This is a genomic window from Bacillus sp. BS98, from assembly GCF_008432245.1.
In the GTDB taxonomy this organism is placed as follows: Bacteria; Bacillota; Bacilli; order Bacillales; family Bacillaceae_G; genus Bacillus_A; species Bacillus_A toyonensis.
Genome location: NZ_CP043830.1, coordinates 4,519,359 through 4,545,795 on the forward strand (window position 1 = coordinate 4,519,359; position 26,437 = coordinate 4,545,795).

The window sequence follows — 26,437 nt, forward strand, 5'->3', positions numbered from 1 at the left end:
GGGGATTACGAGAAATATTTCATTAAATGAAAAGGATGGTATATAAATATGAGTACTGTGAATGTCCAAATCGGTTTACATGAATTATTGAACGGAAGCAATGCACAGATTCAACTAAGTGTTCCGCAATTAGTGGAAAAAGTATTAATGCGAAATGAAGGGAAATTAACTTCTACTGGTGCAGTTTCTGCTTCAACAGGAAAATACACAGGACGTTCTCCTAAAGATAAATTTATTGTGAAAGAAGCATCGGTTGCTGACAAAATTGCTTGGGGAGCTGTGAACCAACCGATTTCTGAAGAACATTTTAATAAATTATATACTAAAGTTTTAGAATACTTAAAAGAAAAAGAAGAGTTATTCGTCTTCAAAGGATTTGCAGGCGCCGATCGCAACTATCGCCTACCAATTCAAGTTATTAACGAATATGCATGGCACAATCTATTTGTACATCAATTATTTATTCGTCCAACTGAAGAAGAATTAACAACTCATGAATCAGAGTTTACAATTGTTTCTGCACCGAACTTTAAAGCAGATCCAGTAATTGACGGTACAAACTCTGAAGCATTCATCATGGTTTCATTCGAAAAACGTATCGTACTAATTGGTGGTACAGAATACGCTGGAGAAATGAAAAAATCAATCTTCTCTATTATGAACTTCTTACTACCTGAACAAGATATTCTTTCTATGCATTGCTCTGCAAACGTAGGTGAAGAAGGTGACGTAGCACTATTCTTCGGTTTATCTGGAACAGGTAAAACAACTTTATCTGCTGATCCAAACCGTAAATTAATCGGTGATGATGAGCATGGTTGGTCTGATAACGGTGTATTCAATATTGAAGGCGGTTGCTATGCGAAATGTGTAAACCTTTCTCATGAGAAAGAACCACAAATCTTTGATGCAATCAAATTTGGATCTGTTTTAGAAAACGTTGTCATTAATGATCAAACACGCATCGCTGACTATAACGATACTACTTTAACAGAAAATACACGTGCTGCCTACCCTATGCATGCGATTGACAATATCGTGCTGCCAAGTGTTGCAGGACATCCAAATACAATCATTTTCTTAACTGCTGATGCATCTGGCGTATTGCCTCCAATCAGTAAGTTATCAAAAGAACAAGCTATGTATCATTTCTTAAGTGGTTACACTAGTAAACTAGCAGGAACAGAGCGCGGCGTTACATCTCCGCAAGCTACATTCTCAACTTGCTTCGGTTCACCATTCTTACCACTTGATGCATCTCGCTATGCTGAAATGCTTGGTGAAAAAATTGAGAAACACGATGCGAAAGTATTCTTAGTAAACACTGGCTGGACTGGTGGCGAATACGGTGTTGGTAAGCGTATGAACTTAGGTTACACTCGCGCAATGATTCAAGCGGCACTAAGCGGTGAACTTGCAAAAGCTGAAACTGCTAAACATGACATCTTCGGTCTTGAAGTACCTCTTCACGTACCAGGTGTACCTGACGAAGTATTAATGCCTGAACAAACTTGGGCTGATAAAGCTGCTTACAAAACAAAAGCAATTGAACTTGCAAACGAATTCAAAGAGAACTTCAAAAAGTTCGACAGCGTTTCTGAAGCTATTATTAACTTAGGCGGTCCAATCGCTTAAGTTAAAACTTTCTGTTGGAATAACCCTTTACTCATATGAATAAGTGTCGTGTAACCGAAAAGTTTCGCGTACTCACCGACAAAACCCAATGCGGCTTAACGGTTACACACACTTACATAAAAAAGAAGCTTACGTTTTTACGTAAGCTTCTTTCTATCTATTTTTTATACAAGTACGGAGCTAAAAAAGGCTCTAACCGCTTCTAGCCACCGCTGGATCCTCTATCCCATCTAAAGAGCAGCTTTTATCTTTTTATCTCTTCGTTAATTCTTTCTCATCTTTCATGCTATAGTAGCCTAAATTAACAACAATTAAGAAATAACCGCCCATAATCCCTACTGCAAAAGCCCACATCACCATATGGTGCTCAATTTCATACATAATAATAGCACCCAAAATAGCAGCGGCAAAACGGTTAAACATACCGAGCGTCGGTGCTTTCGTTTTCTTTACAATGCTATCTCCAAGCTTCTCAATTCGTCTCCCTAAAAGCCAAACACAATACATACTTACGATAAGTCCAATTCCTGCACCTAGAAAATGCGCTGAAAACGGCGTTAACATCCAGCCTAATAGCAGAATACCTAGTAAATAATACGATTGAATTTTAAACGATCTTAATGACATACTAATCATGCTGTACCCCTCTTCAGTAGTTTTAATCTATCCAACAAAAGCTGTATAACTCATTTCTTTCGAGTTCATACTACTTAAAATTCTCTTCACTCAAATTAAAAACAACATAAACCCAATGTTTATGTTGTTTAAATGTTTTCAGAAAATAATATTATACAAGATTTCGAACATCATATTCTTATAATTTGTGACGTTTTTCCAAACATTTTTCGTCCATTTATGAAAAAAGTGATATCAATCTATGAACATACGGATATGATGTAATAAATACACAAATAAAGGGGGCGTCTAATGATTTATTTTTTAATGGCTCTCATTCATCTCATTGTCCCTGCACTTATTGGACTTTCGCTATATTGGTACACGAAAAATCATAGTATTTTCTACGCTGTCCTCGGTGTTCTCCTTCCAGGTATTATTCTTATCACACTCTTCCGTATTCCATTTTTAAACTTAATTCCACTTATTACTGCTATCTTATTTCTCGTCTTCTTACCAAAAATAAAAAAATAGGAAAGCAGATCATAAGTGATCTGTTTTCCTATTTTGATATAGGTTCCTGTACGGTAGTATGAACTTTTACTTTCTCCAATTTTACAAACCATAGACCAAAGAAAATGATTATCCCACCGATCATTTGTTGTAATGAAATAGATTCATTTGCCCATATAGCTGCAAATAAAACCGCTACAATCGGTGTAATATACATATATACCATCGTATGGGATGCCCCAATTTTTTGAACACCGATATACCACATTACTAAACCAAATACTGTTACAAAGAAAATAGAATATAGTAAAGCAAATAGTGTCATCCCTTTTGTAATGTGAAACGGCATGACAAATACATGTGGACCACTTAATAATAAAAGCGGAATTGCTCCAACTAATGCCGACCATGCAGTAACACGTAGTGCTGAATATTTTTTAATTAATGGCCCTGCTAAAACAGGATAAAGCCCCCAGCATATTGATGTAATCATTCCAATTCCATTCCCGTAAAAAGAACTAGCGAGTGAATGCCCCGCTACTAAAACTAATGCTGCACCCACAAAGGCAATCATAGAACCAATTAACTTCCGAGAAGAAAACTTTTCTTGTTTCAAAAAAACCGCAAATAAAGTTGTAAAAATAGGTGAAATAGAAATGAGTAAAGAGGCATTTGTAGCGGATGTATATTTAACAGTTTCCATAAATAACGTTTGATATAGTACAATACCTACAAAACTAACAACGATTAATCTTGGTATATCTTTTCGCTCCACATAAAGCGACTTTTCAATAAAGAATGTAAGCAATAACAGTAACGGTGCCGCCGCCATCATCCGAATAGCAGTAAACTCAATTGCTGTAAATTCTACAAGTCCATATTTTGCAATGGTATAGTTAATACCCCAAATCATAACCACACTTAAAATTAATAACTCAATTCCCCATCTTCTCATGCGTATCCCCTCCGCAAAGAAAATTATACAGAAAATTCAATCATGTGTACATTTCATTATGTGAAAAAATCTTTTTATTGTATCAAGAGCTTTACTTTGACACATGAAATTATATCGGCGATTTTTAAGTATATCGACTTATCAACAAAAAACGGCAATAATAACACCTTATGCAATAAAAAAGACGATTCCAAAAACATATTGGAACCGTCTTTTCTTTATTATACTCGAACATGTAACTTCATATTTGGATTATAAAACTGGCTCGGGCTTTTTAACTGAAGAGTTCCTCCACCTTCATGCCAATCAACCGTTAACTTATCATCCATAAATACAAGCTTTGTACGATCGGCGATAAAGCTAAGTGTACTTGATTCAATATCTACATCACGCTCATCTTTTTCAGCTACAGCTACTAAATCAATGATTCCGCTCATAACACAACCGCAACCTTCATTATCGTAAAATAATTTTATATATTTCGCTTCATTTGGAATCGTATCCATAATTTTTTTATATGCTGCTTCTGTTACAGTAACGTACATCTGTTAATGTTCATCCTTTCTTCTCATATCATTCATATATTGTACCACTATTTTTCTAAAACTTTGTATACAGAAAATTAAGACTAATATACAATGTATGTGATAAAGGAGGTTCTATCACTGATGTCTCAACTAAAGCGATATCCTATTTTATTAGGCCTATTAGGTAGCTTTTTTATTTCTAGCGGAATGATATTACAACATATACTTCCCTATTCTCCTTCTATTGGTTGGATTCTAGGTTTTATTTGTTTCCTATCCGCTTCTTATTTTGCCATGAACAATAAAAATAACTAATAGAGTAAGAATTAGTTTAAGGAGGATAACACAACATGCCAGCTTTAAAAGAAATAGAACAATCACTCAATCATATATTCCAAATCGAAAAATACGGAAAAGACATTGCCTTTAGTCGCTTTATCCCTGCTGTATATGATTCTATCCAATTTCCATGGCAACAATTTTTTGAAGCAACTTTTGTAGAGCTATTTAACGGTCTTATGATACGAGGGGCTGAAAATGTAAACAAAGTATTTTTATCTGTATTCCCTACAGATGACGTTCTTGAAGCTTTCATTTCACAATCGACACCCGGTGATTTACTCTTTATGCATCATCCACTTGTAATGGAGTGCGGTGATCCGCTTGGAAAATCAGGCCGTGGTTTTATTCCCATTCCAGAAAAATATTTGCAGGCGATAAAAGAAAAACAACTTTCTATATATACATGTCACGGACCAATGGATTTTCATCAAACGTATGGAACAAGCATTTCAATCGCAAAAGCACTCCAAGCCAGTGTAATTGACGGATTTGCTTACGGTGGTCCAGAAAGCGAGCCAGTCGGTCTCATTTGTGAAATAGATGAAACATCAACAGAAGCACTCCAAAAACGTCTAAAAAAACTCTTCCACATTCCTTACACAGACTTCGAAGGTAAACAACACGATTCCATTAAAAAAATTGCAATTATCGCTGGATGTGGCGATGTCGTATCTTTAATGAACGAAGCAGAAGAAAAAGGTGCTGAAGCATATATTGCAGGAGAAATCCATTGCCATATCGACAATGATTACGGTAGACATAAATACTCGCTCATTATGGATTATGTAAAAACAACGAATATGTCACTCATCGGTGTGTCGCACTCTGCCTCTGAATACTTAGTGAAAGAGACATTGATATATGATTGGTTTAAAGAGAACTTTCGTTTGGATATTACTTTAATTCCGCAGGAGAAATGGTGGTTATAAAAGGACACTTTAATTAGTGAAGATGGGTACACACATCAATTTATTTTTTACAGAATAAAAAAGGAGATCGCTCTCAAGTAAGTAATCTCCCTTTTTCGAATATTTTATCATTACATCGGCAACATTACCTTTACCGTCGTTCCAACTCCAACTTCACTTTCAAAGCTCATTTTACCGTTGTGGTCTTTAATAATTTTTTCTGTAACTACTAACCCTAAACCTGTGCCCGTTTCTTTCGTTGTGTAAAAAGCTTCATTTAACTTTGGAATTTTATCTTTTGGAATGCCGCACCCCTCATCTTTCACCTGAACGACGATTCCATCTTCTACGGTAACTTTAATCGTAATCGTCCCACCAACTGACATTGCTTCAATCCCATTTTTGATTAAATTAAAAAATACTTGTTTTAATCGTTTTTCGTCGCATGTAATTGACGGTATGTCTTTACTGTAAATACCTTGTATGTGCACCCCTTGTTCTAAAGCAGGCTTACCCATAACCCGAATAACATAAGCGATAATTTCTTGTATGTTATGAGTTTCTGATTCTAGCGATTTAGATTTCTCAAACCCACTAAGTTCTGTAGTAATTGTATGAATTCGTTCTACCTCTTGCTTCATAATATCGCTATAAATCTTATCCTCGGGATGCTTGTTCGCTTGTTTATTCACAAGTTTTTTTAAAGTTGCTAAAGGTCTTCTAATCTTATAGCCAATAACTGTTGCCATTTTTCCAACAGTTGCTAGCTTTTCTGTTTGTTTTATTTCTTTATCCATCATCTCAATCGTACGAATGTAAGACTGGAATCTCAAAAATATAATCCAACATATAATGGAGAATACGCTACATAATGCCATTGGGATTAAAACGAGAGAAGATTGAATAATGATTCCAATAAGAGCGTACCTTCCAACAATTATCCCTATAACTAACCAAAAATATTTTTTACTCACGAAGATTGGTGCAAATAAAATGAAAAATCCTTCTACTATATTTCCACCATCAAACTCAGCATCACTACCAGAATAAATCATAATATTATGGATAAAATCTAATATATTATAGCCAATTAAAATGATATACTTTACCGCAAATGGATTCTTCCATTTCATAAAATATATGCCGATGCAAAACAATATCACCATCCAAAAATAGAGCCATAAACCTAAACCATCTTCGAATTTTCCTACTCCTTCTTGTTCTCCCCCTATTAAAGGTACGATAAATTCATAGGCAAGATCATATACAAAAAATATAATAAAAAATAAGCTTAAAAATACTTTGAGTGCCTTTATTTCTTCATTTTTAAATATATAGCCTTTATTCATATGGTAACTCCTAGCTTTTCTTCCACTTGGATTTCATAATTTCCAAACTTCATTGGAAGAATGATGTCTATTCTTGTTCCAATATCTCTTTCACTTACAATGCATAATTCACCAAGATGCTCGGCAACAATTCGATCCGCTACCGTAAGTCCTAGACCAATTTTATCTTGTTTCGTTGTATAAAAAGCCTCTGTCACACGGGCTAAATTTTCCTTCTTAATACCGTAACCACTATCGATTATACTTATCATCACATAATCTTTCCCTTTATTTTCTAATCGCAAATCTAAAATGCCACCTTGCTCCATTGCCTCCAGAGCATTATTTATGACATATAAAAAAACTCCTCTTATTTTTCGTTCATCACATTCAACTTCCACTGTTTTTTCTTCCACATTAGAAATAAGTTGAACATTTGATTCATTCATTTTTTCGCGAAGAGTTTTTACTGCTTGTAATACAATTTTTCCTACATCATGTTTCTCATAAATAGAAGGTTTACATGTAGCAACTTCCATTAACTCACTTATCATATTATTCATATTTTCTATTTCAAAGATCATTCGTTTATAAATAGGATCATCTTCATGCTTCTCTCGCTGTAATTGTGTAAATCCTTTTAACGAAGCAAGTGGATTTTTAATTTCATGCCCGACTGTCGCTGCCATTTTTCCGATCACTGCTAATTTTTGTGATTCACTAGCAATCTTAATACTTTCCTTTACAGCTGAAAGATATTGTAAAAATCGATTTAAAATGATGTATGCAGCTATTAATAAAAGTGTGTACATAATAAGAAACATAAACGCTTTTACTTCCTCTAATACAAATAAATAAATCACATATTTCCCTATAATCGTAGCAAGTAAAAACACAAAATACTTTTTATTTAAAAATATAGGTACAAAGAAAATGAGAATAATTTCTATTATATTTACCCCATCAAATGCCGCCTTATTATAAAGAATATACGAAAGTATATTAGCCATTTCTATCCCTATGTATGCAAATAAACATGTATATTTAACAAGGTTTGCTTTCTCTTTTTTTATTAAATATATATTCACGCCGAGTATTGCTGTTCCACAAATAACTTGCCATAGTATGTTATGTCCCTTATCCGTTAGTGATTTATTTTCTAATACGATTGCATAGAAAATTTGATATGCAGTAACAGTAACAAATAGCACCCATAAGAAAATTTTTGCATTCCTTTCTTCTTCTTTATATGATAGAAAACTTTCTTTCACTTTAACACCCCTTCAAAATAATATCTCGAAGAATACCATTTATTATAATAAATGATTTTCATAGACAAACAAAGATAAATCGAACATTTGAGGAAAATCATACCAACAGTGTAATATCTTCAGACTATATGCAAGCATAAAAACTACAATCAATAATACGTATATTATGGGAGGTGTTTTATATGGACGGCAAAAAAAATAAAAAGACAGAACAGCTCCAATCCTTTACACCCGAAAATGAAGGAAAGGAGATGACAACAAATACAGGTGTTAAAATTTCAAATGATGAAAACTCTTTAACTGCCAGTGATCGTGGCCCTACCCTTCTGGAAGATTTTCTTATGCGAGAAAAGCTTTCTCATTTTGATCGTGAACGAATTCCTGAAAGAGTCGTTCATGCACGAGGATACGGAGCACATGGCATTTTTGAGTTATATGAATCTTTAGAAGAGCTAACAATGGCACACTTTCTACAAAACCCTTCAAAAACAACACCACTTTTCGTTCGTTTTTCTGAAGTAGCGGGATCAAAAGGAGCCAATGAAACGAATCGAGATGTTAGAGGATTCGCTGTTAAATTTTATACAGAAGAAGGAAATTTCGACTTAGTAGGAAATAACATACCAATTTTCTTCATTCAAGATGGTATTAAATTTCCTGATCTTATTCACGCCCTTAAACCAGAGCCACATAATGAAATTCCACAGGGCCAAACAGCACATGATACTTTTTGGGACTTCATCGCCAATAATCAAGAATCAGCTGCAATGATGATGTGGATTATGTCCGACCGTACAATTCCAAGAAGTTTTCGAATGATGCAAGGATTTGGCGTTCATACATTTCGTTTCGTTAATAAAAATGGAAAGTCGCGATTCGTAAAATTCCACTGGAAGCCAAAGCTCGGCGTTCATTCGTTAATTTGGGATAGAGCATACTAACACATATAAGGGGGATACTTCATGTTTGTTACGGTCGAGAAAGATGTTCATATTTTTGTGCAAGACGTTAATCCCGGTCCCGGTAGTAAAACTGTTTTTTTCGTCCATGGCTGGCCTTTAAATCATCAAATGTATCAATATCAACTCAATGTTTTACCGGAGCACGGCTTTCGCTGCATCGCCATGGATATACGCGGAAATGGGCAATCTGATAAGCCATGGACTGGTTACACGTATGACCGATTAGCTGATGATATTGCAATTGTTCTGGAAGCACTCCAAGTAGAAAATGCTACGTTAGTCGGTTTTTCAGTCGGCGGTGCTCTTTCTATTCGCTATATGTCTCGCTACAATGGGCGTCGTATTTCTAAGCTCGCATTAATTGATGCCGTCTCTCCTTCTTTCGTGAAAAATCAAGAGTCCCCTTACGGTGTACCAAAAGAACAAGCAGATACCCTCATTCATCAAATGTATGTAAATTTACCAAAATTTTTAAGTGATGTATCTTTATCATTTTTCAATAGAAACTTAGGAGCTGCAACCCTTGAATGGTTTTCTTATCTCGGTATGCAGTCCGCTTCCTATGCTCTCATCAAAATTTTGCAAGCAGCTGCAAACGAAGACGTAACGAAAGACTTAAGTAAAATTAACGTTCCAACAAAAATATTCCACGGCGTTCACGACCAACTGATCCCATACAAAAGTGCTGAACTCACGCAAAAACGGATTAAAAATGCTCAACTACATGCTCTTACAAATAGTGGTCACGGCTCTCCAATCGACCAAGCAGATGAATTAAATGCAGAACTTATAAAATTTTTAAATTCATAGTTTCCTTACAGCAAATTCTTTTTTATTAACTATCTTTTTTGTTTACCCAATTAAACCGGCCCATTCGTAAGTAAGAATAACTACGATACGAATGATACATTCTGTTATCTTCTCATCTCCTGTTTTAATTTATCCCATCGAATATCATTACAACTTATTTTTCAAAGAAAGTGAAAGTATATGCCCTATAGGTTATTTGTTGAAGTGAATGAAGTTTTCACAAAATAAAATTCACACATTTCTCACAAATCAATTAATAAAACGATTACATTTTTGTTTATACTAAATGTACAAGTAATACTCCCTAAACCCAGCTTGTCTGGTTACCCCGTTAAATACTATGAAAAAAGGACTTGTATCCTATACAAGTCCTTTTTTGTTTCCCCTATTTAAAGAGTATATCTTTACTATACTGCTTTCCAACGAGTAAATCATATTGAATCATTTTATATTGCTCTAACATTTCTTTTTGTTTCTTTGTTAAGTCTTTAATCTCTTCGCCATTTTTATCAACTTTTAATTCATCTCTAAGCACTGGGATTTCTTTATATAATCCCGATAAAAATTGATAAAATGGTGATTTATTTAATCCTGCGTAATCAAAAACAAGATTTGAGAAATACATTGGACTTACTAAACCTAAGTTGTCATTTGGTATATCAAAATTTGCATACATTAACAATGGTGTTTCTGCCATTGATAATCTTTCACTTACAGTTTCTTCATTCTCTATATATCCAGCCTCTTTATAAATAGCCTTATTTGTCCCTAGTACTGGTAAATGATCTCCAAAAAAGACTAATAAAGTAGGTCTTTCTAATTCATCAAGCTGGTCTATTAAATATTTTAAAGCTTCATCGGAGCGCCTTACACCTTCCGTATATATTTCTAATTCTGCCTTCGATGCATCTTCTGTTAATCCATTAACTTCTATTTGATTTTCTTCAAATCGTCCCGGATTATATGGAAAATGATTTTGCATCGTTACCGCATGAATAAATGTAGGCTGTTTTCTCTTATTCAATTCATCTATTATTTCTTTACTCATAGACAAATCACTAACATTGTCCCCAGCTAATTCTTTATGCTTCATCGTATCTTCTGCATTAAAGTTATCAAATCCAAATACATTATATACAGTATCTCGTTTGTAAAATGAGCGATCAAAAGCATGAATTGCACTTGCATAGTATCCTTGTTTTTTCAATTCACTTGCAATAGATGGGATTTCTTTCTGACCTGTAACAGCTTGTTGATACGGTATAGAACCGGGCATTAACAAACTCATTGAATAACTCGTTAGCGCTTCAAATTCGGTATTCGCTGTATTCCCCCCAAATGTAGGAGCTATTGTTTGTCCACCTGGAAAATTCTCAATATAATGATGTAGATTCGGGACTGGATCTTCGCTAAATGAAAGATTCGTTAGTTTTGTAGGGTCCCAAAAAGCCTCGCTCATCAGAAATATAATATTCGGTTTCTCAGCTTTTTTTTGTTCACTCACATTAACACCATATTGTTTCTTTATGTCATTCGCAATTTGAAGCATATTTTCCTTTGAATATTTTTCTGGTTCCTGAATAACTGTCGTATCTAAGTTACTTAAAAATCCTAAAACCAAGCCATTTTGACCATAGTTCATATTTTGATTCCATAAAGGGAAGTATACCCCACCCTTTACAAATAACTTATTCACAAATGTATTAGGGTAATTACTAAACGCATACACCATAAACAGAGATGTACATATTAAAACAATTCGCATACCGATATGGATTTTTATAGATTTAATATGCTTTCGAATAGTAAAAACAACAAATGCAAATACAACTATACTAATGATTCCTATTAATATATTTTTCAAACTAAAATAATCCATAACCATTGGTATAACTGACTGCATATGCCCTATTTGTGTAAAGTCAGATGGATATAGCGGCTCTCCTCTGAACATACTCTTGAAGTAATTAACAATCCCTAAAATAATAAAAGAACAACTAGTTAACATTACACTTAGTAAAATTTTTCCAATTGAATTGTAAACTAAAATATACACCATATAAATGAGTAAAACGCTGAATAGGTACTGTGTATACTGCAAATAAATCCAGTTATTCACAAGCAAAAAATTCATATATTCTTGTATGAATATATAAATAAAAACTATTAAATGAGCTATTGGCAGCAATAAAATATGAACTCTTATAGCTGGTCTAAGTTTATTGATTATCCCTTTATTCAAATAATCAATAAAAAATAGTATGCTCCATAAAATTATAGTAATTATACTTAACGTGATTCCTTCATTAAAAAATAACTTCGTCTTCTCTAATTCGAAATAGCCTAATGTAATAACAAACAACGTTTCTAAAAAAACAGTCCATATTCCGCTAATAATGAAAGAAAGTAATGGGCTCTTTCTTTCTTGCTGAACAGAAAAATTATAACGAAATTCATTTCTTCTTTGTTGCTGAACTACAAAATCCAAACTCAACTTATTTCCCTCTTTTCTCTTCTTGTTTTCTTCTCTCTATTTCACCCCGCATCAGTAAAAAACATTATACTTATGATCTTTATATCTATTTTTATTATATATATATAACCTTAAATACCCCTTAAAAAATAACATTTTTTCGTACTTTTTACAACAAAACAGATTCTAAAAAGTACAAAAATACTGCATATACAAACTATATTACAAAAGGATTCTACCTTCAAAAAAAGTTAAAATTCACCGTTATTTTAGGAGATATAATCTATTTATTATGCAAATTAAAATACGAAGCAAAACCTGATCAAACTTGCAGATTTTGCTTCGTATTTTGATTTCTATTTTTTATTCCTTACAAACTAAGAGGACAAATCATGATGCCTTTAAGAACGTGTTGAAACATCTACTATAAAAGAGAAACTATCCACATTCTCCATATAATACATACGATTACTATAAATACAAAATCAAAAAAATCTAATCTCGGACCTTTTTCCATATGCATATGTAGCCACATATGCATCCATTTCATTTTTGTATATTTTTGAATGCTTTTCTTTGCAAATCGGTAAATGAGCAATTGTATAATAAAAAATCCAACTACGAAAATGAACAATAAAATGAGAAAATCGACCACAAAATCCCTACCTATTTTTGCAGTGATTTTTCTACTATCTGATTTCTCAAAACCCACTCCTCAAACTGAGCACTTCCAAATTCCCAGCTTAAATCACGAGCATGTACAGAAAAAACGTAATGACCAGCATATTCGTCCATAAACCTTCCTAACTCTACATCCTCTTTCTGAATACCGTATACTCCAAAATTAAAATACACATCCCATACGTCTTCATTCTTCCTCTTATAAGCAATCGATTCCATATCACATTCTGTTCCGAAATAATCAAGATGTAAATGTACGCTATCATCATATTCGTACTTCATTTTATCACCCCTTATATTTGTACTTCTTTATCACTCAAAAAATTCCTGCTATCTATACTCACATATGGGCACTTACCTACATATCATGCTTGTAGAGTGACTTCTAGGAGGTGTTATATAGTGAAAAAATTAATAGCTGTTTTTTGCATCATGTTACTAACTGTTTTCACTTTTGCTGCTTGTAGTAGTAAAAAAGAAGGGCCAAAAGATCAAACTCAAAACATTCGCGTCGGCGAAGTTACCCATTCTCTTTTCTATGCACCGTTATATGTTGGGATTGAAAAAGGTTTTTTTAAAGATGAAGGACTAAATATTGACCTACAAACAACAGCTGGCGGAGATAAGACGATGACCGCCCTATTATCTGGTGGAATTGATATTGCTCTTGTCGGTTCTGAAACGTCTATTTACGTTCATCAACAAGGAGCAAAAGACCCTGTTATTAACTTCGCACAGCTTACACAAACAGATGGGACATTTTTAGTTTCACGTAAAAAGCTAGATTCTTTTAATTGGAATAACGTAAAAGGTGTTACGTTTTTAGGTCAGCGCAAAGGCGGCATGCCGCAAATGGTTGGAGAATACGTTTTAAAGAAAAATGGCATTGATCCTCACAAAGATACGAACTTAATTCAAAACATCGAGTTTGCTAATATTGCAAATGCCTACGCATCTGGTACTGGAGAATTTGTACAGCTCTTTGAACCGACTGCAAGTATATTCGAAAAAGAAGGTAAAGGTTATATCGTCGCTTCGTTCGGAAATGAATCTGGTACTGTTCCTTATACATCGTTCATGGCAAGAGAAAGTTTCTTAAAGAAAGATAAAACTGCTGCTGAAAAGTTCACACGTGCGCTCTATAAAGCGCAGCAATGGGTTGATACACATAGTCCCGAAGAGATCGCTAATGCCGTTTCTCCGTTATTTAAAGACACTTCAAAAGACATTACAGTAAAAGTAATTGAACGGTATAAAAAGCAACATTCTTATGCGACAAATCCGCTATTAGATGCGGAAGAATGGAAACAGCTCCAAACTATTATGAAAGACGCTGGTGAATTACAAAAAGAAGTCCCACATGAAGCGCTCGTCAATACGAAAATTGCCGAAAGCGTTATTAAGAAATAGAGGCGAAGTGTATGAGTTTTTTACAAATACGTAACGTTTCTCACTGCTTTTTCGCAAAAGAGAACGCCAAACTAATTCTCGAAGATATGAGTTTACAAGTGGAAGAAGGAGAATTTATTTCTATACTCGGTCCAAGTGGTTGCGGCAAAACGACGCTTCTCTCGATTATCGCTGGGCTACTTGATCCAATTGAAGGTATCGTATTTTTAGATGGTGAACCAATTACAACAAAAAGTCCATCTATGGGTTATATGCTCCAGCAAGATTACTTGTTTCCGTGGAAAACAATTGAAGAAAATATTATGCTTGGACTTCATATTCGAAAGATTTATGATGAACGAACGAAAGAACATACTTTAAAGCTTTTAAAACAAGTCGGTTTGCATGATGTAGAACAGCAATATCCTCGTGAATTGTCCGGTGGTATGCGTCAACGCGCTGCACTCGTTCGAACATTAGCGACTGATCCAAAAATTTTATTGTTAGATGAACCATTTTCCGCTCTCGATTATCAAACAAAGTTAAAACTAGAGGATCTCGTCTTCACATTATTACGTAACTTTAAAAAAACATCTTTACTCGTGACACATGATATTGAAGAAGCAATTGCGATGAGTGATCGTATTTATTTACTACAAGCGAATCCTGGGAAAATTGCAAAAACGTTCGTCGTCCCAGAAAGTATTCGCTCCTTATCACCGTTAGAATCGCGCCATCACTACGACTTTCCAGCCCTTTTCCAAGACATATGGAAGGAGCTGGAGCGCCTTGGATAATATAAAACAGCTACATGAACAATTTCGAAAGAAAGAACGCAGGCGTGCATGGATTGCTCGTTCGCTACAACTTTTACTGCTCATTCTTTTCTTTGCATTATGGGAAATAGCTAGCAAAAACGAATGGATTGATCCTTTACTCTTTAGCTCTCCGTCGAGTATTTGGGATCTCTTTCTTAGCAAGTGGATTGATGGTTCGCTTTGGATTCACATATGGACGACGCTACTTGAAACAGGAGTAGGCTTCATTCTTGGAACAGTACTCGGGGCTATTATTGCCACGTTCCTTTGGTGGATACCACTTTTAGCTCGCGTTCTTGATCCATATCTCGTCGTCCTAAATGCAATGCCAAAAGTCGCACTCGGCCCTATTATCATTGTAATCTTCGGTCCTAATATTTCATCGTCTATTGCAATGGGCGTAATCATTTCCATCATCATTACCATTCTCGTTATTTACAGCGCATTTCAAGAAGTCGATTCTAACTATATAAAAGTAATGGACACATTTGGCGCAAATAAATGGCAATGCTATAAGCAAGTTATACTCCCCTCATCGTTCCCTGCAATTATTTCAACGCTAAAAGTGAACGTTGGATTATCATGGGTCGGTGTTATTTTCGGTGAGCTTCTCGTTTCTAAACAAGGACTTGGCTACTTAATTAGCTATGGATTCCAAGTCTTTAACTTCACACTCGTCTTACTGAGTGTGCTACTCACATGTGTTCTCGCAACACTGATGTATGTGTTTGTAGAAGCATTTGAAAAACTTCTAATCGGAAAACGAAAAAGAAGCTGACTCAAAACGATATGCTAGAGTCAGCTTCTTTCTTTTACCTTTTATCACACATTTTTGTTTCATTTGTAACATTTCCATCGGCAACCGTAACTGTATGGAAACAGTCTTTCACACGTACTGTAACGACATTATCTTTTCGATCTATTACATGATAATCGTTGAACTTTTTATTTAGTGCACTACGAATTTGCTCCCCTTCAAAAATCGGAAAACCGTGAGACATTACCCAGATGAGACCAGCAACAGCAAGAATCGTTTTCATACGTTTCATTACCTCCTCGAGAGTAAACTTATAGTCCCTACAACACGCGCATTATAATTGTGTCTAAATTGTGACATTTTTATACTAATTCTCTTTTATAGCACTAGTTCCTTCTTCTTTTTTAAAAAAGACAGAATTTTCAACTTTATCAACATAAAAAACGTAAAGAACTAAAATTCTTCACGTTTTCTCTTGGCTAAAATATATCGGATACATAGCTCACATTCTTGTCCAATTGGTTACTCTATCGTTTTCGAAACATCATATAATCCAGCTAACACTTCCGCTCTCATTTTTACAAGCTCAGGGAACTGATAGAAAAACGCAATTTTTTTATATTTTAACTCAGTTCCTTCTTCCACCTTTTTTGAATCTTGTAAAATAAACGCTGTAAATGTATCTGCAATGTCTTCTGCTACATTTGTCGTCCCGTAAAGAGAAACAAACTCATTTTGTTTCTCTTTAAAAAATTCAATTTGAACTTCTTCGCTTTCTTCCACTTTCTTTTCTGTCCACTCCTGCTCAATTGGTTTCCAGAACAAATTGTGGAATTGATTTATATAAGAGCTCTCCTTCGCACATCCTTCTTGCAAGAAAAGAGATTTACATTTATTTTGGTATGATGAAATATCTTTTTCTTCTTCAAAAGCCTTTAAGTATTTTTCATTTACTGATATTTGTTTATGCCCGAGTGTTAATACGTGGGCTGTCTCATGTATTAATGTTTTCATCACTTGATCAATATTTACTGCAGAATCAAGCGTATCTAAACTAAGGGTCCACTCTTTCGGATACTCTACATTCGGCATAACGTGGGCGACAATTCCATCGTAACCATCTGTTACCATGTCAAACTCTTTTATGTCAGTGCGATACTTAGCTGGAATAAGAGTGCTATACATCTCCCATAATGATTGATGATACGCTTTATCTTGACGTTGTTTTAGTATCTCTTCTTTCGCTTCTTTATCTTCTGCGAACGCCTTATTCAATCGTTTCTGATCTAGTTTATCGAAATACGGATCTACAATTTCATCACCATCAATATAATAAGAAGCTAAAAAGAAATAATTTTCATCATCCTCTTTTTTCATTTCCGCTTCTTTCATATCATTACTTGAATTTCCTTCTAAAACATAATCCTCTAGTACTTCAAGTTCTGAAAGTCCATCTATTTTTTTATATACTTTTTGAAGCGTCTTATCACCTATTTGTGCACATTCTTCTGTCGTTTCGCACGCATCTTTTTTCTCTCTTTTTGAAGTTTGCTCCGACATATCACATCCAGCTACTAAGCCCGTTGAAATCATAAAACACACTAACTTGCCATACAGTTTTTTCATACGCCCCTCCATTATTCCATTCTACAAAAATATCATAATCATTTTTTAACGAATATGCGATAATTAATTATAAAAACTGTATGGAGGTTTCCCATGATTCGAGCAGTCTTATTTGACTTAGATGGAACACTATTAGATCGCCGCCAATCTCTAGAGCAATTTATTCGTGATCAATATAATCGTTTCGCCTTTCATTTGATAAACATAGAAAAATTCGAGTATTGCTCTCGTTTTCTCGAGCTCGATAATAATGGTTACACGTGGAAAGATAAGGTATATTCCACTCTCCTTTGCGAATACAACATTACCACTTTAACGCCAGAGCAACTGTTGCACGACTACATTACAAACTTCCGACATCATTGTATTCCTTTCCCAGACATGCATGAACTACTTCAACAATTAAAACAGCGAAACATTAAAATTGGTATAATTACAAACGGCTTTACTGAATTTCAAATGAGCAACCTTCGAGCATTAAACATACATACGTATACAAATACAATTCTCGTTTCAGAAGCGGAAGGAATCAAAAAACCTCATCCTGAAATTTTCAAACGTGCTTTACAAAAGCTGAATGTAAAAGCCGAAGAATGTCTTTACGTTGGAGATCATCCAGAAAACGACGCGCTCGGTTCTGAACAAGTAGGAATTCTTGGCGTTTGGAAGAGAGATTTATTTTGGGGTGACTTCGAGCATTCACGTGTGATAGATGATTTATTAGATGTTCTTTCATTTTTAGAGGTAGAGATAAAAACAAAATAATAGGAAATAAATTATATAAGCGATTTACCGCCAAAAAGAGGAGGCCGTTATTCAAAAACGCCTCCTCTTCCTTTATTGTTCATAAACTGTAAACTGCGGTTTACTCGGATGATCTTTTACTAGTGCATCATCTGGAAACTTTGAAACTTTTTGATATAGAGCAATGTCACCAATACAACTTGCTGTTAGTAGAACACCTAAAAATGAAAGTGGCTCCAGATTCATGGCTAATCCTAATACAATTGGTAAAATTCCAGTCGGTAAAAATGGCAACATTAAAACTTTCTTCATTTGCTTTACTGTAATCACCTGTTTAGAATGAGCATATGCTACACCTAATTTCCAATTGACACCCCATGTTAGTTCACTCCACGGAACACCTCCGATATAACGAAACCCTATTAAATGTATCGCTTCATGTATACAAACGAGAACAATCATTCCAATAATTAAAAGAAACATAACGGGCAATGTAATTTCAACTTGAAACCCGCCTGAAAAAAGCGCATGTAAAAAACTAATTCCAATCGCTAGAGCTAATATTATAAAAAATGAATAGATATTTAATTTAACCATCGAAACAGTAACAGTCGTTTCTTTTCTTTTATCCATCTTCTCCTCCTAAAATGTAAATACATCTTTACAAAATTGCATAATATACCCAAATTATGTAAAGATATATTTACATTCTCGAACAAAAAAAGAAACCGGCCATTTTACTTCGTAAAACAGCCGATTTCTTCTATATGTTTCATCGTACGCGCTAATACATCGTCGCGCATAATAAAGCTAAATTTTCTATCAGTTTTAATGTTATCAGGAATGTCTTTTAATAAAACAGACCCTTTCGTTTCTTCGTAATGCGTATGTTCTTCTACCGCACTAATTGTTGCAAAATAAATGTTTTTAATGATTATTTTGTCTTTTCCAGATACTTTATATTGTCCTAAGTAAGTTAAATCCGAAACTATGCCGCCGGTTTCTTCATGAACTTCTCGAACCGCCGCTTCTTCCGGTGTTTCCCCTAGTTCTACTTTACCACCTGGAAATTCAAGACCGCGACGTAAATGATGCGTTAATAACCATTGATCCCCGTACCGGCATACAACCCAAACATGCTTTGGCTCAGGAGAAAATGGATAACGTTCAAACGATAATTGTACAGTGTTGTGGTAATAATCTTTAAATTTGTACATGCCATTACTCCCCTATTGATGGTTACAAGTTTTTCCTACCACAAATTGTAGCATATTCTCGCTTTTCTGCATAATATTATCCAATTACAATCCATTGATTATTCCCATTTGTGCGACTAATTCTTTCGTCTCATGATTTCCTAATTCGTAAATCATTTTATATGCTTTTTGTAGTTGTTCATCATATCGATCATTATTTGAATCGTGATGATATTCAACAAATGGAACGTGAGACCGTACAAATGAACCTAAATCCTCTACATATGCTTGATCAAAGTACGCTCTTAACTCCGTAATTTCCTCATCATTTGCGTAAACTTCAAAATTGTACGTATCTGCCGTCTTCACTTGTGAAATTTGACCATTACTTATTGATATATAATATGTTTTTTTCTTCTCCATGTAACACCCTTCTTTCATCCTTTTAGTTTCTATTGTTTTCATCAATTACAAAATTATGTAAAATAAAGAAAAGGAGGGATTTCATGTTCAAAATATTAATTATCGGTATTATAATCGTCCTAGTCATACTAGTACTCTCCGTCATGACGATTAATAAAGGCTATGCATACAAACATTCCGTTGATAAACCAGAAGATAATCCTTATACAAAAAATAATAAGGAGGATTCATAATATGCTTCGTGTACTTCGCATTGCAATCGCACTCACTGTGATCATAATGTCGATAATCGGGCTCTATACAGGTCAAAATAACTTTCTACCACTTTCACAATTTTTATTAGGAGCTCTCATGTTCCTCATTGCAATGGAACAAATAAAAAAGAAGGATTCAGGAACAGGATTCATTTGTATTGTTGCCGGTGCTTTCATTTGGATTGTTCTTATCATTAGCTATATACAATAAAGGGGATACATGTATGCTAAAAGGATTGCGAATTACTTTTTCACTTATTGCTTTATGTATAGCAATCTATAGTTTCTTTACTAGTAATAGAGAAATTATGCCTTATATGTTCATCTTTTTAGGGATGATGGCTTTCGTTATTAGTATAGAGGAAATCTTAAAACAGCAAAAAGGTGGTAGTATACTTGCTCTGTTAGCAGGAGCTGGTGCTTTATTTCTTGGCTTCTCAGAAATATTTCGATAAATAGTCTCTTTAAAGGAGGTATACAATGCTAACTGGATTACGCTATTTTTTCATGCTTCTCACATTCTCTCTTTGCACTTATTCTCTTGCTACCGACAACTTCACACTTCTCCCATACATGCAATTTGCTCTCAGTTGTTTCTTTATTCTTCTAGGAATTAATGAACTGAAATCCGGAAGAAAATCAATGGGCATCTCGCATTTTTTCGTTTCTAGTCTTATGCTCTTCATTGTAATATCGAATTACTTTCACTAAAGATAACATGTAATTTCCAATCACCTACTGCCTTTCATTTCTTAAACATGCTCATAAGTGAAACTCATTGTTTTTCTATAAAACCTGTACTTTTCTCTTTTACAAATAAAAAAACTGCCTTTTCACAGGCAGTTTTTCTTTATCCAAATACTTTTTCAAGTTCGTCTTTATCTTGGCTTAACCAGAAGTTCATTAAGCGTTGTGCTCCTTCTAAATCGTGAAGCTTCGCTTGGCCACATTGTGTTTCGTTTGCAGCTGGAATTTCTGTAATTTGAACCGCATCTTTTAATGTTAGTTCTAATAAATCAATGATTTCACGAACTGTTGGTGTTCCGCTTACAACAAGATAATATCCTGTTTGGCAGCCCATTGGTGAAATATCGATAATATCAAAATGCGGATAACGATCAATATATTTACGTAAATTAAATGCTAATAAATGCTCTAACGTATGAATAACATCTGGTTTCATTGCTTGTTTATTCGGTTGGCAAAAACGAATATCGAATTTATTTACAATACCGTCACTACCTACGTTATGAACTCCGCAATGTCTTACATAAGGTGCCTTTACAATCGTATGATCTAATTCAAAGCTTTCTACTGATGGCATACAACATCTCTCCCGCTTTTAATTTAATTCCGTTATATCCAATATGATATAACGGAAATGCACATTAGTAAAGTATTATGTACAGTCGTGCTATAATACTTTAAGAATATGCTGAAAAGGAGACCATTATGAAACAGATTTTCATTGGAATTATACGCTTTTATCAAAAATTTATTTCGCCGATGACACCGCCAACGTGCCGCTTTTATCCGACTTGTTCTCATTACGGATTAGAGGCGTTTCAAAAGCATGGTGCATTGAAAGGTTTTTGGCTTACTTGTAAGCGTATATTAAAATGTCACCCTTTCCACCCGGGAGGATTTGATCCTGTCCCAGATAAAAAGGATGACAAAGTAAATTCTTAATTGTCGTAACCATTCACAACTAAATCTAATTTTCCTGTATCAGGATCTATAACAAGACCGTGAACAGGTACTTCTTCTGGAAGTAATGGATGATTGCGAAGTATTGATACACTATGTTCTACACTTTCTTCAACACTAGAGAACCCTTGTAGGAATCTTTCTAAATCGATTCCAGAATAACGAAGTGTATCTAATTTCTCATCTGTTACACCGCGCTCTTTCATCTTCTCAATTGTACTGCTTGCTTGAATTTTTGCCATACCACAATCATGATGACCAACTACACAAACTTCATCGGCACCAAGTTCGTATACAGCAACTAAAATACTACGCATAATACTTCCGAATGGATGGGAAATAACAGCGCCTGCTACTTTAATAATTTTCACATCACCGTTACGCATATTCATCGCTTTCGGTAATAATTCAACAAGACGAGTATCCATACAAGAGATAATTACCATTTTTTTATTTGGAAATTTTCCTGTTTCATACTCTTCGTATTTTTTCTCTTCAACGAATTTTTCATTGTATTGTAAAATCTCTTCTAATGACTTCATAGTACAGAACCCTCTTTTCTCTCATTTACATTACATATGTAGTGTACCAAAATTTGAAAAACCCAAAAAGGATATTGCTTTATAGTAAAAATGAGATATTTTCAGATAACCGACATAATTCTTTCAAAATATACACACACCTTTGTAACAAGTCTCACATACTTTAAACGTATTTTCACTATAAACTGATTGTAGATAATGTAAAAAAGGAGTGAATATTTATTATGTCCGACGTTCTGTTACTAAGTCGTTTTCAATTTGCAATTACTATTTTTTATCACTTTTTATTTGTACCTTTAACAATCGGACTTGTTATTTTAGTAGCATGTATGGAAACTCAATACGCCCGCACATTGAATCCAACATACCGCAAAATGGCAAATTTCTGGGGTAAATTATTTACAATTAACTTCGTAATGGGGATTATAACCGGGATTACGATGGAATTCCAATTTGGAACAAACTGGTCTGAGTACTCCAAATATATGGGAGATATTTTCGGATCCCCTCTCGCAATCGAAGCACTCGTTGCCTTCTTCTTAGAATCTACGTTCATGGGAATATGGTTATTCGGTAAAGACAAAATTTCACCAAAGTTCCGTGCCTTCTGTATGTGGATGGTTGCACTTGGAACAAATATTTCCGCACTTTGGATTATTACAGCAAACGGCTTTATGCAAAATCCTGTTGGCTATGTAGTACGTAACGGCCGCGCTGAATTAAATGATTTCTGGGCACTTGTTACAAATCCATATGCTTGGAACATGTTCTTCCATACTGTAATTAGTTGTTATATCGTTGGTGCTTTCTTCGTTATGGCCATTAGTGCCTATCACTTGCTACGTAAAAATGAAGTGGAATTCTTCAAAAAATCATTTAAGTTTGGTTTAATGTTAGGCTTATTCGCCGCAACTATTACACCGTTTATGGGACATCAATCTGGTGTATCGGCAGCTAAATATCAACCTGCTAAAGGAGCTGCGATGGAAGCAGTTTGGGAAACTGGAAAAGGACAAGGTTTCTCAATCATTCAAATTCCTGATGTGAAAAATGAAAAGAACTTTGAACTACTTACAATTCCAAAACTCGGAAGTTTCTTCTATACAAACTCATTTGATGGAGAAATTGTTGGTTTAAAAGATATTCCGAAAGAAGATCGTCCAAACGTTAACCTCGTGTACTATGGCTTCCGCTTAATGGTCGCACTTGGCATGTTCTTTATGGCATTAACTTGGTTCGGTTTCTATTTAAACCGAAAAGGAAAACTAGAAAACTCAAAACGTTATTTAAAAATTACAATGTGGTCTGTCTTACTTCCGTACATTGCGATTAACGCTGGCTGGATTGTCGCTGAAGTAGGTCGTCAACCATGGACAGTTTATAAACTAATGCGTACAGCAGAATCTGTATCACCTATATCAGTTCCACAAATTTGGTTCTCATTAATTAGTTTAATATTGTTCTACACTTTACTTTTAATTGCAGATGTATACTTAATGCTGAAGTTCGCAAAAAAAGGACCAGCTGCATTAGAAGAGCCTGCTACTGAAGGAGGTACAGCTCATGTCTCATGATATGCTTGCAATCATCTGGTTCGGTTTATGGGGCGTAATTTGGACAGTTTACTTCATTCTTGATGGCTACGCACTCGGTAACGGAATGATTTTCCCATTCGTTGCGAAAGACCGACAAGAACGAAATCAATTACAAGAAGCAATTGGTCCATTTTGGGGTGGTAATGAAGTATGGTTAATTACAGCTGGTGGCGCAACATTTGCTGCCTTTCCAATCACATATGCAAATATGTTTAGTTACCTATACACACCACTATTTTTAGTATTACTTGCACTATTTGCTCGTGCTGCTGGACTTGAATTTATGCATAAAGATGATTCACCAATTTGGCAAAAAACTTGTAAATGGGCATTTACAATTGGTAGTTTCCTAATCGCTTTTTTATTCGGTGTTACATTCGCTAACCTATATTACGGACTACAAATCGGAAAAAATGGCTATGAAGGAAATTTACTTAGCTTACTAAACCATTACGGTATTTTAGGTGGTCTGTTCTTCACTGCTATATTCGTCGTATCTGGTGCTCTTTGGGTTATGATTAAAACGACTGGTGAAGTATCCGATCGTGCTTATAAAATCGCAAGACCATTTTCAATGGCAGCTGCTATCACTTTAGCTATCTTCTATGTAGCAACTGCAAATCGCACAAACTTATTCCAAAACTTTACGGAATATCCGGTACTATTTATTCTTCCAGTACTTGCAATGTTAATGAGTGTACTCGCACTTATTATGGTGTACAAACATAAAATCGGCCTCGCCTTTACATTTGTTTGCTTAACAATCGCAATGTTTATGACAACTGGCTTTGCAGGTATGTTCCCAAGAATGTTACCTTCTCGCATTAACGACGCCTATAGTACAACGTTATACAACGCAGCTGGTAGCCAATTAAACTTAAAAATTATGTTCTTCGTTGCAATAGTTATGGTACCAATTGTTATTGGCTATCAACTTTGGAGCTACAGTATTTTTAAAAATAAAATCCATAAAGACTCTGCTAAAGGATATCACTAAGATAAAAAGACACTTCGTTTGAAGTGTCTTTTTTACGTATGATTTTCGATAAAGTGAAACTATAATCAGTGGGGATTTTGTTCATCCCCACTGATTATTAGCCCACACCAATCGGACATTTCCGGGCAGTTGATTCCCTACCTAAATACTCAGCACAAGCCGATCTGTGAGGTGGGAGTCTTACTGCCCGTAAATAGCAGGATAAGATGTTATACTTTCAATCTAACAACTATGATACAGAAGAATCACAAACAGCTCACAACTAAATTGTATCATAGGGCAAATTCATCATTTTATGCAATTTTACATATTGCACTATAAGGTAAATTGTATCTCTTGGTCATTTACATCATTATCCCTTACATCTGCTGTACTAATCCCGCTAAATGTTCTCACATTTAATCCAGTGTTCGATGATCCCGATCCATTATAAGCTTTCGTCTTTTCAATCGGTTGCACGTTATATTTATCCCCTAAATTAATCGTCCCATTGCAGTTTTCAATAATAACACCTTCAACAACTGCCGGCATATTGTCACCTACTTTCATTTCCTTACTTTCATTTTATGAAAATCGCCTATAAAAATAGCATGTTTCAATAAGAAAAAGCACTCAAAATGAGTGCTTTTTCTCTAAGCATGAATGGCAAGTTTGGAGACAGTTGACTTCTTCAAAATTTTATTAGGGGTAATATTTTGAAAAAGAAAGCCTTTCATATTTAACTTAACACCACTGGAATATATAGTAAATTGATAATGTTTATACGGAAGATTGCTAATGTTTAGTATAGATAGTTTCCACTATGTTAACAGTAAAAACTCATCTCCACTAAACAACAAAAAGTGCCCTCAAAGAAAACACTTTTCATAAACAGACACTATAAAACAGAATTATTTATCCCGCATTAACGGGCAGTAAGACCCCCACCTCAAAATTCAGCGAAAGAAAAAAAGTTAGGTGGGGGATCAACTGCCTGTAAATGCCCGATTGGTTCAACTAATAATCAGCTGGGGATGAATCCCCCACTGATTAAAGTTTCACTTTATTGTTATACGATTGTTAGATACAAAAAATTGAGGGAAATGCTTGTACAAAATTCTGCTTTATAAAGTCTGTCTACAACTTATATTTTAATCCTCTTCATTTGAAAATAAATATAATATGCACAATTACATACAAAAAAGAAAAGACACTCTACCGAGTGCCTTTTCAACCACTTTACTTTTAATATATCGCCTTACATACATTTTAACATATGTATCTATACAACTTATTGAGAAAATTCAAAATCCTTTTTCTTTCATTTTCACTTATGAAATCATGTAATATAAAAGATATGTCAAATTCTTATACAAGTTGAGGTGTACTA

General features: G+C 34.6%; 30 protein-coding genes and 1 pseudogene. 15 read left to right on the top strand and 16 right to left on the bottom strand.

Translation table 11 applies throughout. From position 1 onward, the window contains the following. Positions 1-48: 48 nt before the first annotated feature. The gene (gene pckA / locus F0362_RS23490) at positions 49-1,635 is read left to right on the top strand and encodes a phosphoenolpyruvate carboxykinase (ATP) (RefSeq protein WP_000108810.1); all 1,587 of its coding nucleotides are present in this window, start codon (positions 49-51) and stop codon (positions 1,633-1,635) included. A gap of 252 nt (positions 1,636-1,887) precedes the next feature. On the opposite strand, the gene F0362_RS23495 is transcribed toward pckA, so the two are convergent. Next, positions 1,888-2,271: an ATP synthase subunit I gene (locus F0362_RS23495; protein WP_000624935.1), complete on the bottom strand. Its 384-nt coding sequence runs from the start codon at positions 2,269-2,271 to the stop codon at positions 1,888-1,890. Between the two features lie 291 nt (positions 2,272-2,562). On the opposite strand from F0362_RS23495, the gene F0362_RS23500 reads away from it, so the two are divergent. Then, positions 2,563-2,784 carry a hypothetical protein gene (locus F0362_RS23500; RefSeq protein WP_000639048.1) on the top strand — a complete coding sequence of 74 codons (222 nt, stop codon included), beginning with the start codon at positions 2,563-2,565 and terminating at the stop codon, positions 2,782-2,784. A gap of 28 nt (positions 2,785-2,812) precedes the next feature. Here F0362_RS23500 and F0362_RS23505 read toward each other — a convergent pair whose 3' ends face one another. Next, positions 2,813-3,718, bottom strand: coding sequence for a DMT family transporter (locus F0362_RS23505; protein WP_001255426.1), 906 nt, complete (start codon positions 3,716-3,718; stop codon positions 2,813-2,815). A 221-nt stretch (positions 3,719-3,939) separates the two neighbouring features. Beyond that, positions 3,940-4,263, bottom strand: a complete 324-nt coding sequence (locus tag F0362_RS23510; protein ID WP_000289564.1) for an iron-sulfur cluster biosynthesis family protein — start codon at positions 4,261-4,263, stop codon at positions 3,940-3,942. A gap of 332 nt (positions 4,264-4,595) precedes the next feature. Between F0362_RS23510 and F0362_RS23515 the strand changes: the two genes are divergently transcribed. Beyond that, positions 4,596-5,516 (top strand): Nif3-like dinuclear metal center hexameric protein, encoded by a 921-nt coding sequence (locus F0362_RS23515; RefSeq protein ID WP_001111099.1) that lies wholly within the window; start codon positions 4,596-4,598, stop codon positions 5,514-5,516. Between the two features lie 110 nt (positions 5,517-5,626). On the opposite strand, the gene F0362_RS23520 is transcribed toward F0362_RS23515, so the two are convergent. Further along, positions 5,627-6,844, bottom strand: coding sequence for an ATP-binding protein (locus tag F0362_RS23520; protein WP_001032640.1), 1,218 nt, complete (start codon positions 6,842-6,844; stop codon positions 5,627-5,629). Next, positions 6,841-8,094, bottom strand: a complete 1,254-nt coding sequence (locus tag F0362_RS23525; RefSeq protein WP_000664869.1) for an ATP-binding protein — start codon at positions 8,092-8,094, stop codon at positions 6,841-6,843. Before F0362_RS23525 ends, F0362_RS23520 begins: the two co-directional genes overlap by 4 nt. Before the next feature lie 182 nt (positions 8,095-8,276). Here F0362_RS23525 and F0362_RS23530 point away from each other — a divergent pair. Together F0362_RS23530 and F0362_RS23535 are read left to right on the top strand one after the other, a co-directional pair. Further along, positions 8,277-9,023: pseudogene (locus tag F0362_RS23530) on the top strand (catalase); the annotation flags it as partial. Positions 9,024-9,056: 33 nt separating this feature from the next. Then, positions 9,057-9,866, top strand: coding sequence for an alpha/beta fold hydrolase (locus F0362_RS23535; RefSeq protein ID WP_000498281.1), 810 nt, complete (start codon positions 9,057-9,059; stop codon positions 9,864-9,866). A gap of 385 nt (positions 9,867-10,251) precedes the next feature. Here F0362_RS23535 and F0362_RS23540 read toward each other — a convergent pair whose 3' ends face one another. From F0362_RS23540 to F0362_RS23550, 3 genes are all read right to left on the bottom strand, one after another. Continuing rightward, a complete protein-coding gene (locus tag F0362_RS23540) occupies positions 10,252-12,360 on the bottom strand; it encodes an LTA synthase family protein (protein ID WP_000050732.1) in 2,109 nt (702 codons plus the stop codon). Between the two features lie 403 nt (positions 12,361-12,763). Further along, the gene (locus F0362_RS23545) at positions 12,764-12,994 is read right to left on the bottom strand and encodes a hypothetical protein (RefSeq protein WP_000227439.1); all 231 of its coding nucleotides are present in this window, start codon (positions 12,992-12,994) and stop codon (positions 12,764-12,766) included. 11 nt (positions 12,995-13,005) lie between these two features. Then, positions 13,006-13,302: a DUF3986 family protein gene (locus tag F0362_RS23550; RefSeq protein WP_000873109.1), complete on the bottom strand. Its 297-nt coding sequence runs from the start codon at positions 13,300-13,302 to the stop codon at positions 13,006-13,008. Between the two features lie 120 nt (positions 13,303-13,422). On the opposite strand from F0362_RS23550, the gene F0362_RS23555 reads away from it, so the two are divergent. The 3 genes from F0362_RS23555 to F0362_RS23565 are packed head-to-tail and all read left to right on the top strand — an operon-like array spanning position 13,423 to position 16,005. After that, the gene (locus F0362_RS23555) at positions 13,423-14,430 is read left to right on the top strand and encodes an ABC transporter substrate-binding protein (RefSeq protein WP_149889988.1); all 1,008 of its coding nucleotides are present in this window, start codon (positions 13,423-13,425) and stop codon (positions 14,428-14,430) included. Positions 14,431-14,441: 11 nt separating this feature from the next. Further along, positions 14,442-15,206 (top strand): ABC transporter ATP-binding protein, encoded by a 765-nt coding sequence (locus F0362_RS23560; protein WP_000009038.1) that lies wholly within the window; start codon positions 14,442-14,444, stop codon positions 15,204-15,206. After that, positions 15,199-16,005: an ABC transporter permease gene (locus tag F0362_RS23565; protein WP_000368773.1), complete on the top strand. Its 807-nt coding sequence runs from the start codon at positions 15,199-15,201 to the stop codon at positions 16,003-16,005. The genes F0362_RS23560 and F0362_RS23565 overlap by 8 nt, the downstream gene beginning before the upstream one ends. Positions 16,006-16,039: 34 nt before the next feature. Here the strand turns inward: F0362_RS23565 and F0362_RS23570 are convergent, their stop codons facing one another. Both F0362_RS23570 and F0362_RS23575 read right to left on the bottom strand, forming a co-directional pair. Next, the gene (locus F0362_RS23570) at positions 16,040-16,267 is read right to left on the bottom strand and encodes a hypothetical protein (RefSeq protein WP_000849116.1); all 228 of its coding nucleotides are present in this window, start codon (positions 16,265-16,267) and stop codon (positions 16,040-16,042) included. Positions 16,268-16,506: 239 nt separating this feature from the next. Beyond that, positions 16,507-17,610, bottom strand: a complete 1,104-nt coding sequence (locus F0362_RS23575; protein ID WP_061529460.1) for a hypothetical protein — start codon at positions 17,608-17,610, stop codon at positions 16,507-16,509. A 93-nt stretch (positions 17,611-17,703) separates the two neighbouring features. Here F0362_RS23575 and F0362_RS23580 point away from each other — a divergent pair, with 93 nt between their 5' ends. Continuing rightward, complete coding sequence (locus F0362_RS23580) at positions 17,704-18,375, top strand: HAD family hydrolase (protein WP_149889989.1); 672 nt, start codon at positions 17,704-17,706, stop codon at positions 18,373-18,375. Between the two features lie 72 nt (positions 18,376-18,447). Here the strand turns inward: F0362_RS23580 and F0362_RS23585 are convergent, their stop codons facing one another. The 3 genes from F0362_RS23585 to F0362_RS23595 form a co-directional block, all read right to left on the bottom strand. Beyond that, positions 18,448-18,987, bottom strand: coding sequence for a DUF3267 domain-containing protein (locus tag F0362_RS23585; RefSeq protein ID WP_097837502.1), 540 nt, complete (start codon positions 18,985-18,987; stop codon positions 18,448-18,450). Positions 18,988-19,091: 104 nt separating this feature from the next. Further along, complete coding sequence (gene mutTA / locus F0362_RS23590) at positions 19,092-19,571, bottom strand: antimutator 8-oxo-(dGTP/GTP)ase (protein ID WP_000276384.1); 480 nt, start codon at positions 19,569-19,571, stop codon at positions 19,092-19,094. An 84-nt stretch (positions 19,572-19,655) separates the two neighbouring features. Further along, positions 19,656-19,973 (bottom strand): hydrolase, encoded by a 318-nt coding sequence (locus tag F0362_RS23595; RefSeq protein ID WP_149889990.1) that lies wholly within the window; start codon positions 19,971-19,973, stop codon positions 19,656-19,658. Positions 19,974-20,056: 83 nt separating this feature from the next. On the opposite strand from F0362_RS23595, the gene ytzI reads away from it, so the two are divergent. Genes ytzI through F0362_RS23610 form a run of 3 tightly spaced genes read left to right on the top strand, consistent with a single transcriptional unit; the run spans position 20,057 to position 20,682 of the window. Then, on the top strand, positions 20,057-20,206 hold the full coding sequence (gene ytzI / locus F0362_RS23600; RefSeq protein WP_000472801.1) for a YtzI protein: 150 nt from the start codon (positions 20,057-20,059) through the stop codon (positions 20,204-20,206). A 1-nt stretch (position 20,207) separates the two neighbouring features. Beyond that, positions 20,208-20,438, top strand: coding sequence for a DUF3953 domain-containing protein (locus F0362_RS23605; RefSeq protein ID WP_070173864.1), 231 nt, complete (start codon positions 20,208-20,210; stop codon positions 20,436-20,438). Positions 20,439-20,451: 13 nt separating this feature from the next. Beyond that, positions 20,452-20,682 carry a DUF3953 domain-containing protein gene (locus tag F0362_RS23610; protein WP_000911975.1) on the top strand — a complete coding sequence of 77 codons (231 nt, stop codon included), beginning with the start codon at positions 20,452-20,454 and terminating at the stop codon, positions 20,680-20,682. A gap of 395 nt (positions 20,683-21,077) precedes the next feature. Here the strand turns inward: F0362_RS23610 and luxS are convergent, their stop codons facing one another. After that, on the bottom strand, positions 21,078-21,551 hold the full coding sequence (luxS, locus tag F0362_RS23620) for an S-ribosylhomocysteine lyase LuxS (RefSeq protein WP_001141371.1): 474 nt from the start codon (positions 21,549-21,551) through the stop codon (positions 21,078-21,080). A gap of 128 nt (positions 21,552-21,679) precedes the next feature. Here luxS and yidD point away from each other — a divergent pair, with 128 nt between their 5' ends. After that, positions 21,680-21,916 carry a membrane protein insertion efficiency factor YidD gene (yidD, locus tag F0362_RS23625; RefSeq protein WP_000809334.1) on the top strand — a complete coding sequence of 79 codons (237 nt, stop codon included), beginning with the start codon at positions 21,680-21,682 and terminating at the stop codon, positions 21,914-21,916. Here yidD and F0362_RS23630 read toward each other — a convergent pair. Beyond that, positions 21,913-22,476 carry a beta-class carbonic anhydrase gene (locus F0362_RS23630; RefSeq protein ID WP_000838170.1) on the bottom strand — a complete coding sequence of 188 codons (564 nt, stop codon included), beginning with the start codon at positions 22,474-22,476 and terminating at the stop codon, positions 21,913-21,915. The genes yidD and F0362_RS23630 overlap by 4 nt on opposite strands. A gap of 224 nt (positions 22,477-22,700) precedes the next feature. Here F0362_RS23630 and cydA point away from each other — a divergent pair, with 224 nt between their 5' ends. Together cydA and cydB are read left to right on the top strand one after the other, a co-directional pair. Beyond that, positions 22,701-24,050, top strand: a complete 1,350-nt coding sequence (gene cydA, locus F0362_RS23635) for a cytochrome ubiquinol oxidase subunit I (RefSeq protein ID WP_149889991.1) — start codon at positions 22,701-22,703, stop codon at positions 24,048-24,050. Then, positions 24,040-25,068: a cytochrome d ubiquinol oxidase subunit II gene (cydB, locus tag F0362_RS23640; protein WP_149889992.1), complete on the top strand. Its 1,029-nt coding sequence runs from the start codon at positions 24,040-24,042 to the stop codon at positions 25,066-25,068. Before cydA ends, cydB begins: the two co-directional genes overlap by 11 nt. A gap of 315 nt (positions 25,069-25,383) precedes the next feature. Here cydB and F0362_RS23645 read toward each other — a convergent pair whose 3' ends face one another. Further along, on the bottom strand, positions 25,384-25,617 hold the full coding sequence (locus F0362_RS23645; RefSeq protein WP_002039815.1) for a spore germination protein: 234 nt from the start codon (positions 25,615-25,617) through the stop codon (positions 25,384-25,386). Between the last annotated feature and the right edge of the window lie 820 nt (positions 25,618-26,437).

Bases quoted from the DNA above. Each gene is read 5' to 3' on its own strand.
- pckA (WP_000108810.1), top strand. From the start codon at position 49: ATGAGTACTGTGAATGTCCAAATCGGTTTACATGAATTATTGAACGGA.
- F0362_RS23495 (WP_000624935.1), bottom strand. From the start codon at position 2,271: ATGATTAGTATGTCATTAAGATCGTTTAAAATTCAATCGTATTATTTA.
- F0362_RS23500 (WP_000639048.1), top strand. From the start codon at position 2,563: ATGATTTATTTTTTAATGGCTCTCATTCATCTCATTGTCCCTGCACTT.
- F0362_RS23505 (WP_001255426.1), bottom strand. From the start codon at position 3,718: ATGAGAAGATGGGGAATTGAGTTATTAATTTTAAGTGTGGTTATGATT.
- F0362_RS23510 (WP_000289564.1), bottom strand. From the start codon at position 4,263: ATGTACGTTACTGTAACAGAAGCAGCATATAAAAAAATTATGGATACG.
- F0362_RS23515 (WP_001111099.1), top strand. From the start codon at position 4,596: ATGCCAGCTTTAAAAGAAATAGAACAATCACTCAATCATATATTCCAA.
- F0362_RS23520 (WP_001032640.1), bottom strand. From the start codon at position 6,844: ATGAATAAAGGCTATATATTTAAAAATGAAGAAATAAAGGCACTCAAA.
- F0362_RS23535 (WP_000498281.1), top strand. From the start codon at position 9,057: ATGTTTGTTACGGTCGAGAAAGATGTTCATATTTTTGTGCAAGACGTT.
- F0362_RS23550 (WP_000873109.1), bottom strand. From the start codon at position 13,302: ATGAAGTACGAATATGATGATAGCGTACATTTACATCTTGATTATTTC.
- F0362_RS23560 (WP_000009038.1), top strand. From the start codon at position 14,442: ATGAGTTTTTTACAAATACGTAACGTTTCTCACTGCTTTTTCGCAAAA.
- F0362_RS23570 (WP_000849116.1), bottom strand. From the start codon at position 16,267: ATGAAAACGATTCTTGCTGTTGCTGGTCTCATCTGGGTAATGTCTCAC.
- F0362_RS23575 (WP_061529460.1), bottom strand. From the start codon at position 17,610: ATGAAAAAACTGTATGGCAAGTTAGTGTGTTTTATGATTTCAACGGGC.
- F0362_RS23580 (WP_149889989.1), top strand. From the start codon at position 17,704: ATGATTCGAGCAGTCTTATTTGACTTAGATGGAACACTATTAGATCGC.
- F0362_RS23585 (WP_097837502.1), bottom strand. From the start codon at position 18,987: ATGGATAAAAGAAAAGAAACGACTGTTACTGTTTCGATGGTTAAATTA.
- mutTA (WP_000276384.1), bottom strand. From the start codon at position 19,571: ATGTACAAATTTAAAGATTATTACCACAACACTGTACAATTATCGTTT.
- F0362_RS23595 (WP_149889990.1), bottom strand. From the start codon at position 19,973: ATGGAGAAGAAAAAAACATATTATATATCAATAAGTAATGGTCAAATT.
- ytzI (WP_000472801.1), top strand. From the start codon at position 20,057: ATGTTCAAAATATTAATTATCGGTATTATAATCGTCCTAGTCATACTA.
- F0362_RS23605 (WP_070173864.1), top strand. From the start codon at position 20,208: ATGCTTCGTGTACTTCGCATTGCAATCGCACTCACTGTGATCATAATG.
- F0362_RS23610 (WP_000911975.1), top strand. From the start codon at position 20,452: ATGCTAAAAGGATTGCGAATTACTTTTTCACTTATTGCTTTATGTATA.
- luxS (WP_001141371.1), bottom strand. From the start codon at position 21,551: ATGCCATCAGTAGAAAGCTTTGAATTAGATCATACGATTGTAAAGGCA.
- yidD (WP_000809334.1), top strand. From the start codon at position 21,680: ATGAAACAGATTTTCATTGGAATTATACGCTTTTATCAAAAATTTATT.
- F0362_RS23630 (WP_000838170.1), bottom strand. From the start codon at position 22,476: ATGAAGTCATTAGAAGAGATTTTACAATACAATGAAAAATTCGTTGAA.
- cydA (WP_149889991.1), top strand. From the start codon at position 22,701: ATGTCCGACGTTCTGTTACTAAGTCGTTTTCAATTTGCAATTACTATT.
- cydB (WP_149889992.1), top strand. From the start codon at position 24,040: ATGTCTCATGATATGCTTGCAATCATCTGGTTCGGTTTATGGGGCGTA.
- F0362_RS23645 (WP_002039815.1), bottom strand. From the start codon at position 25,617: ATGAAAGTAGGTGACAATATGCCGGCAGTTGTTGAAGGTGTTATTATT.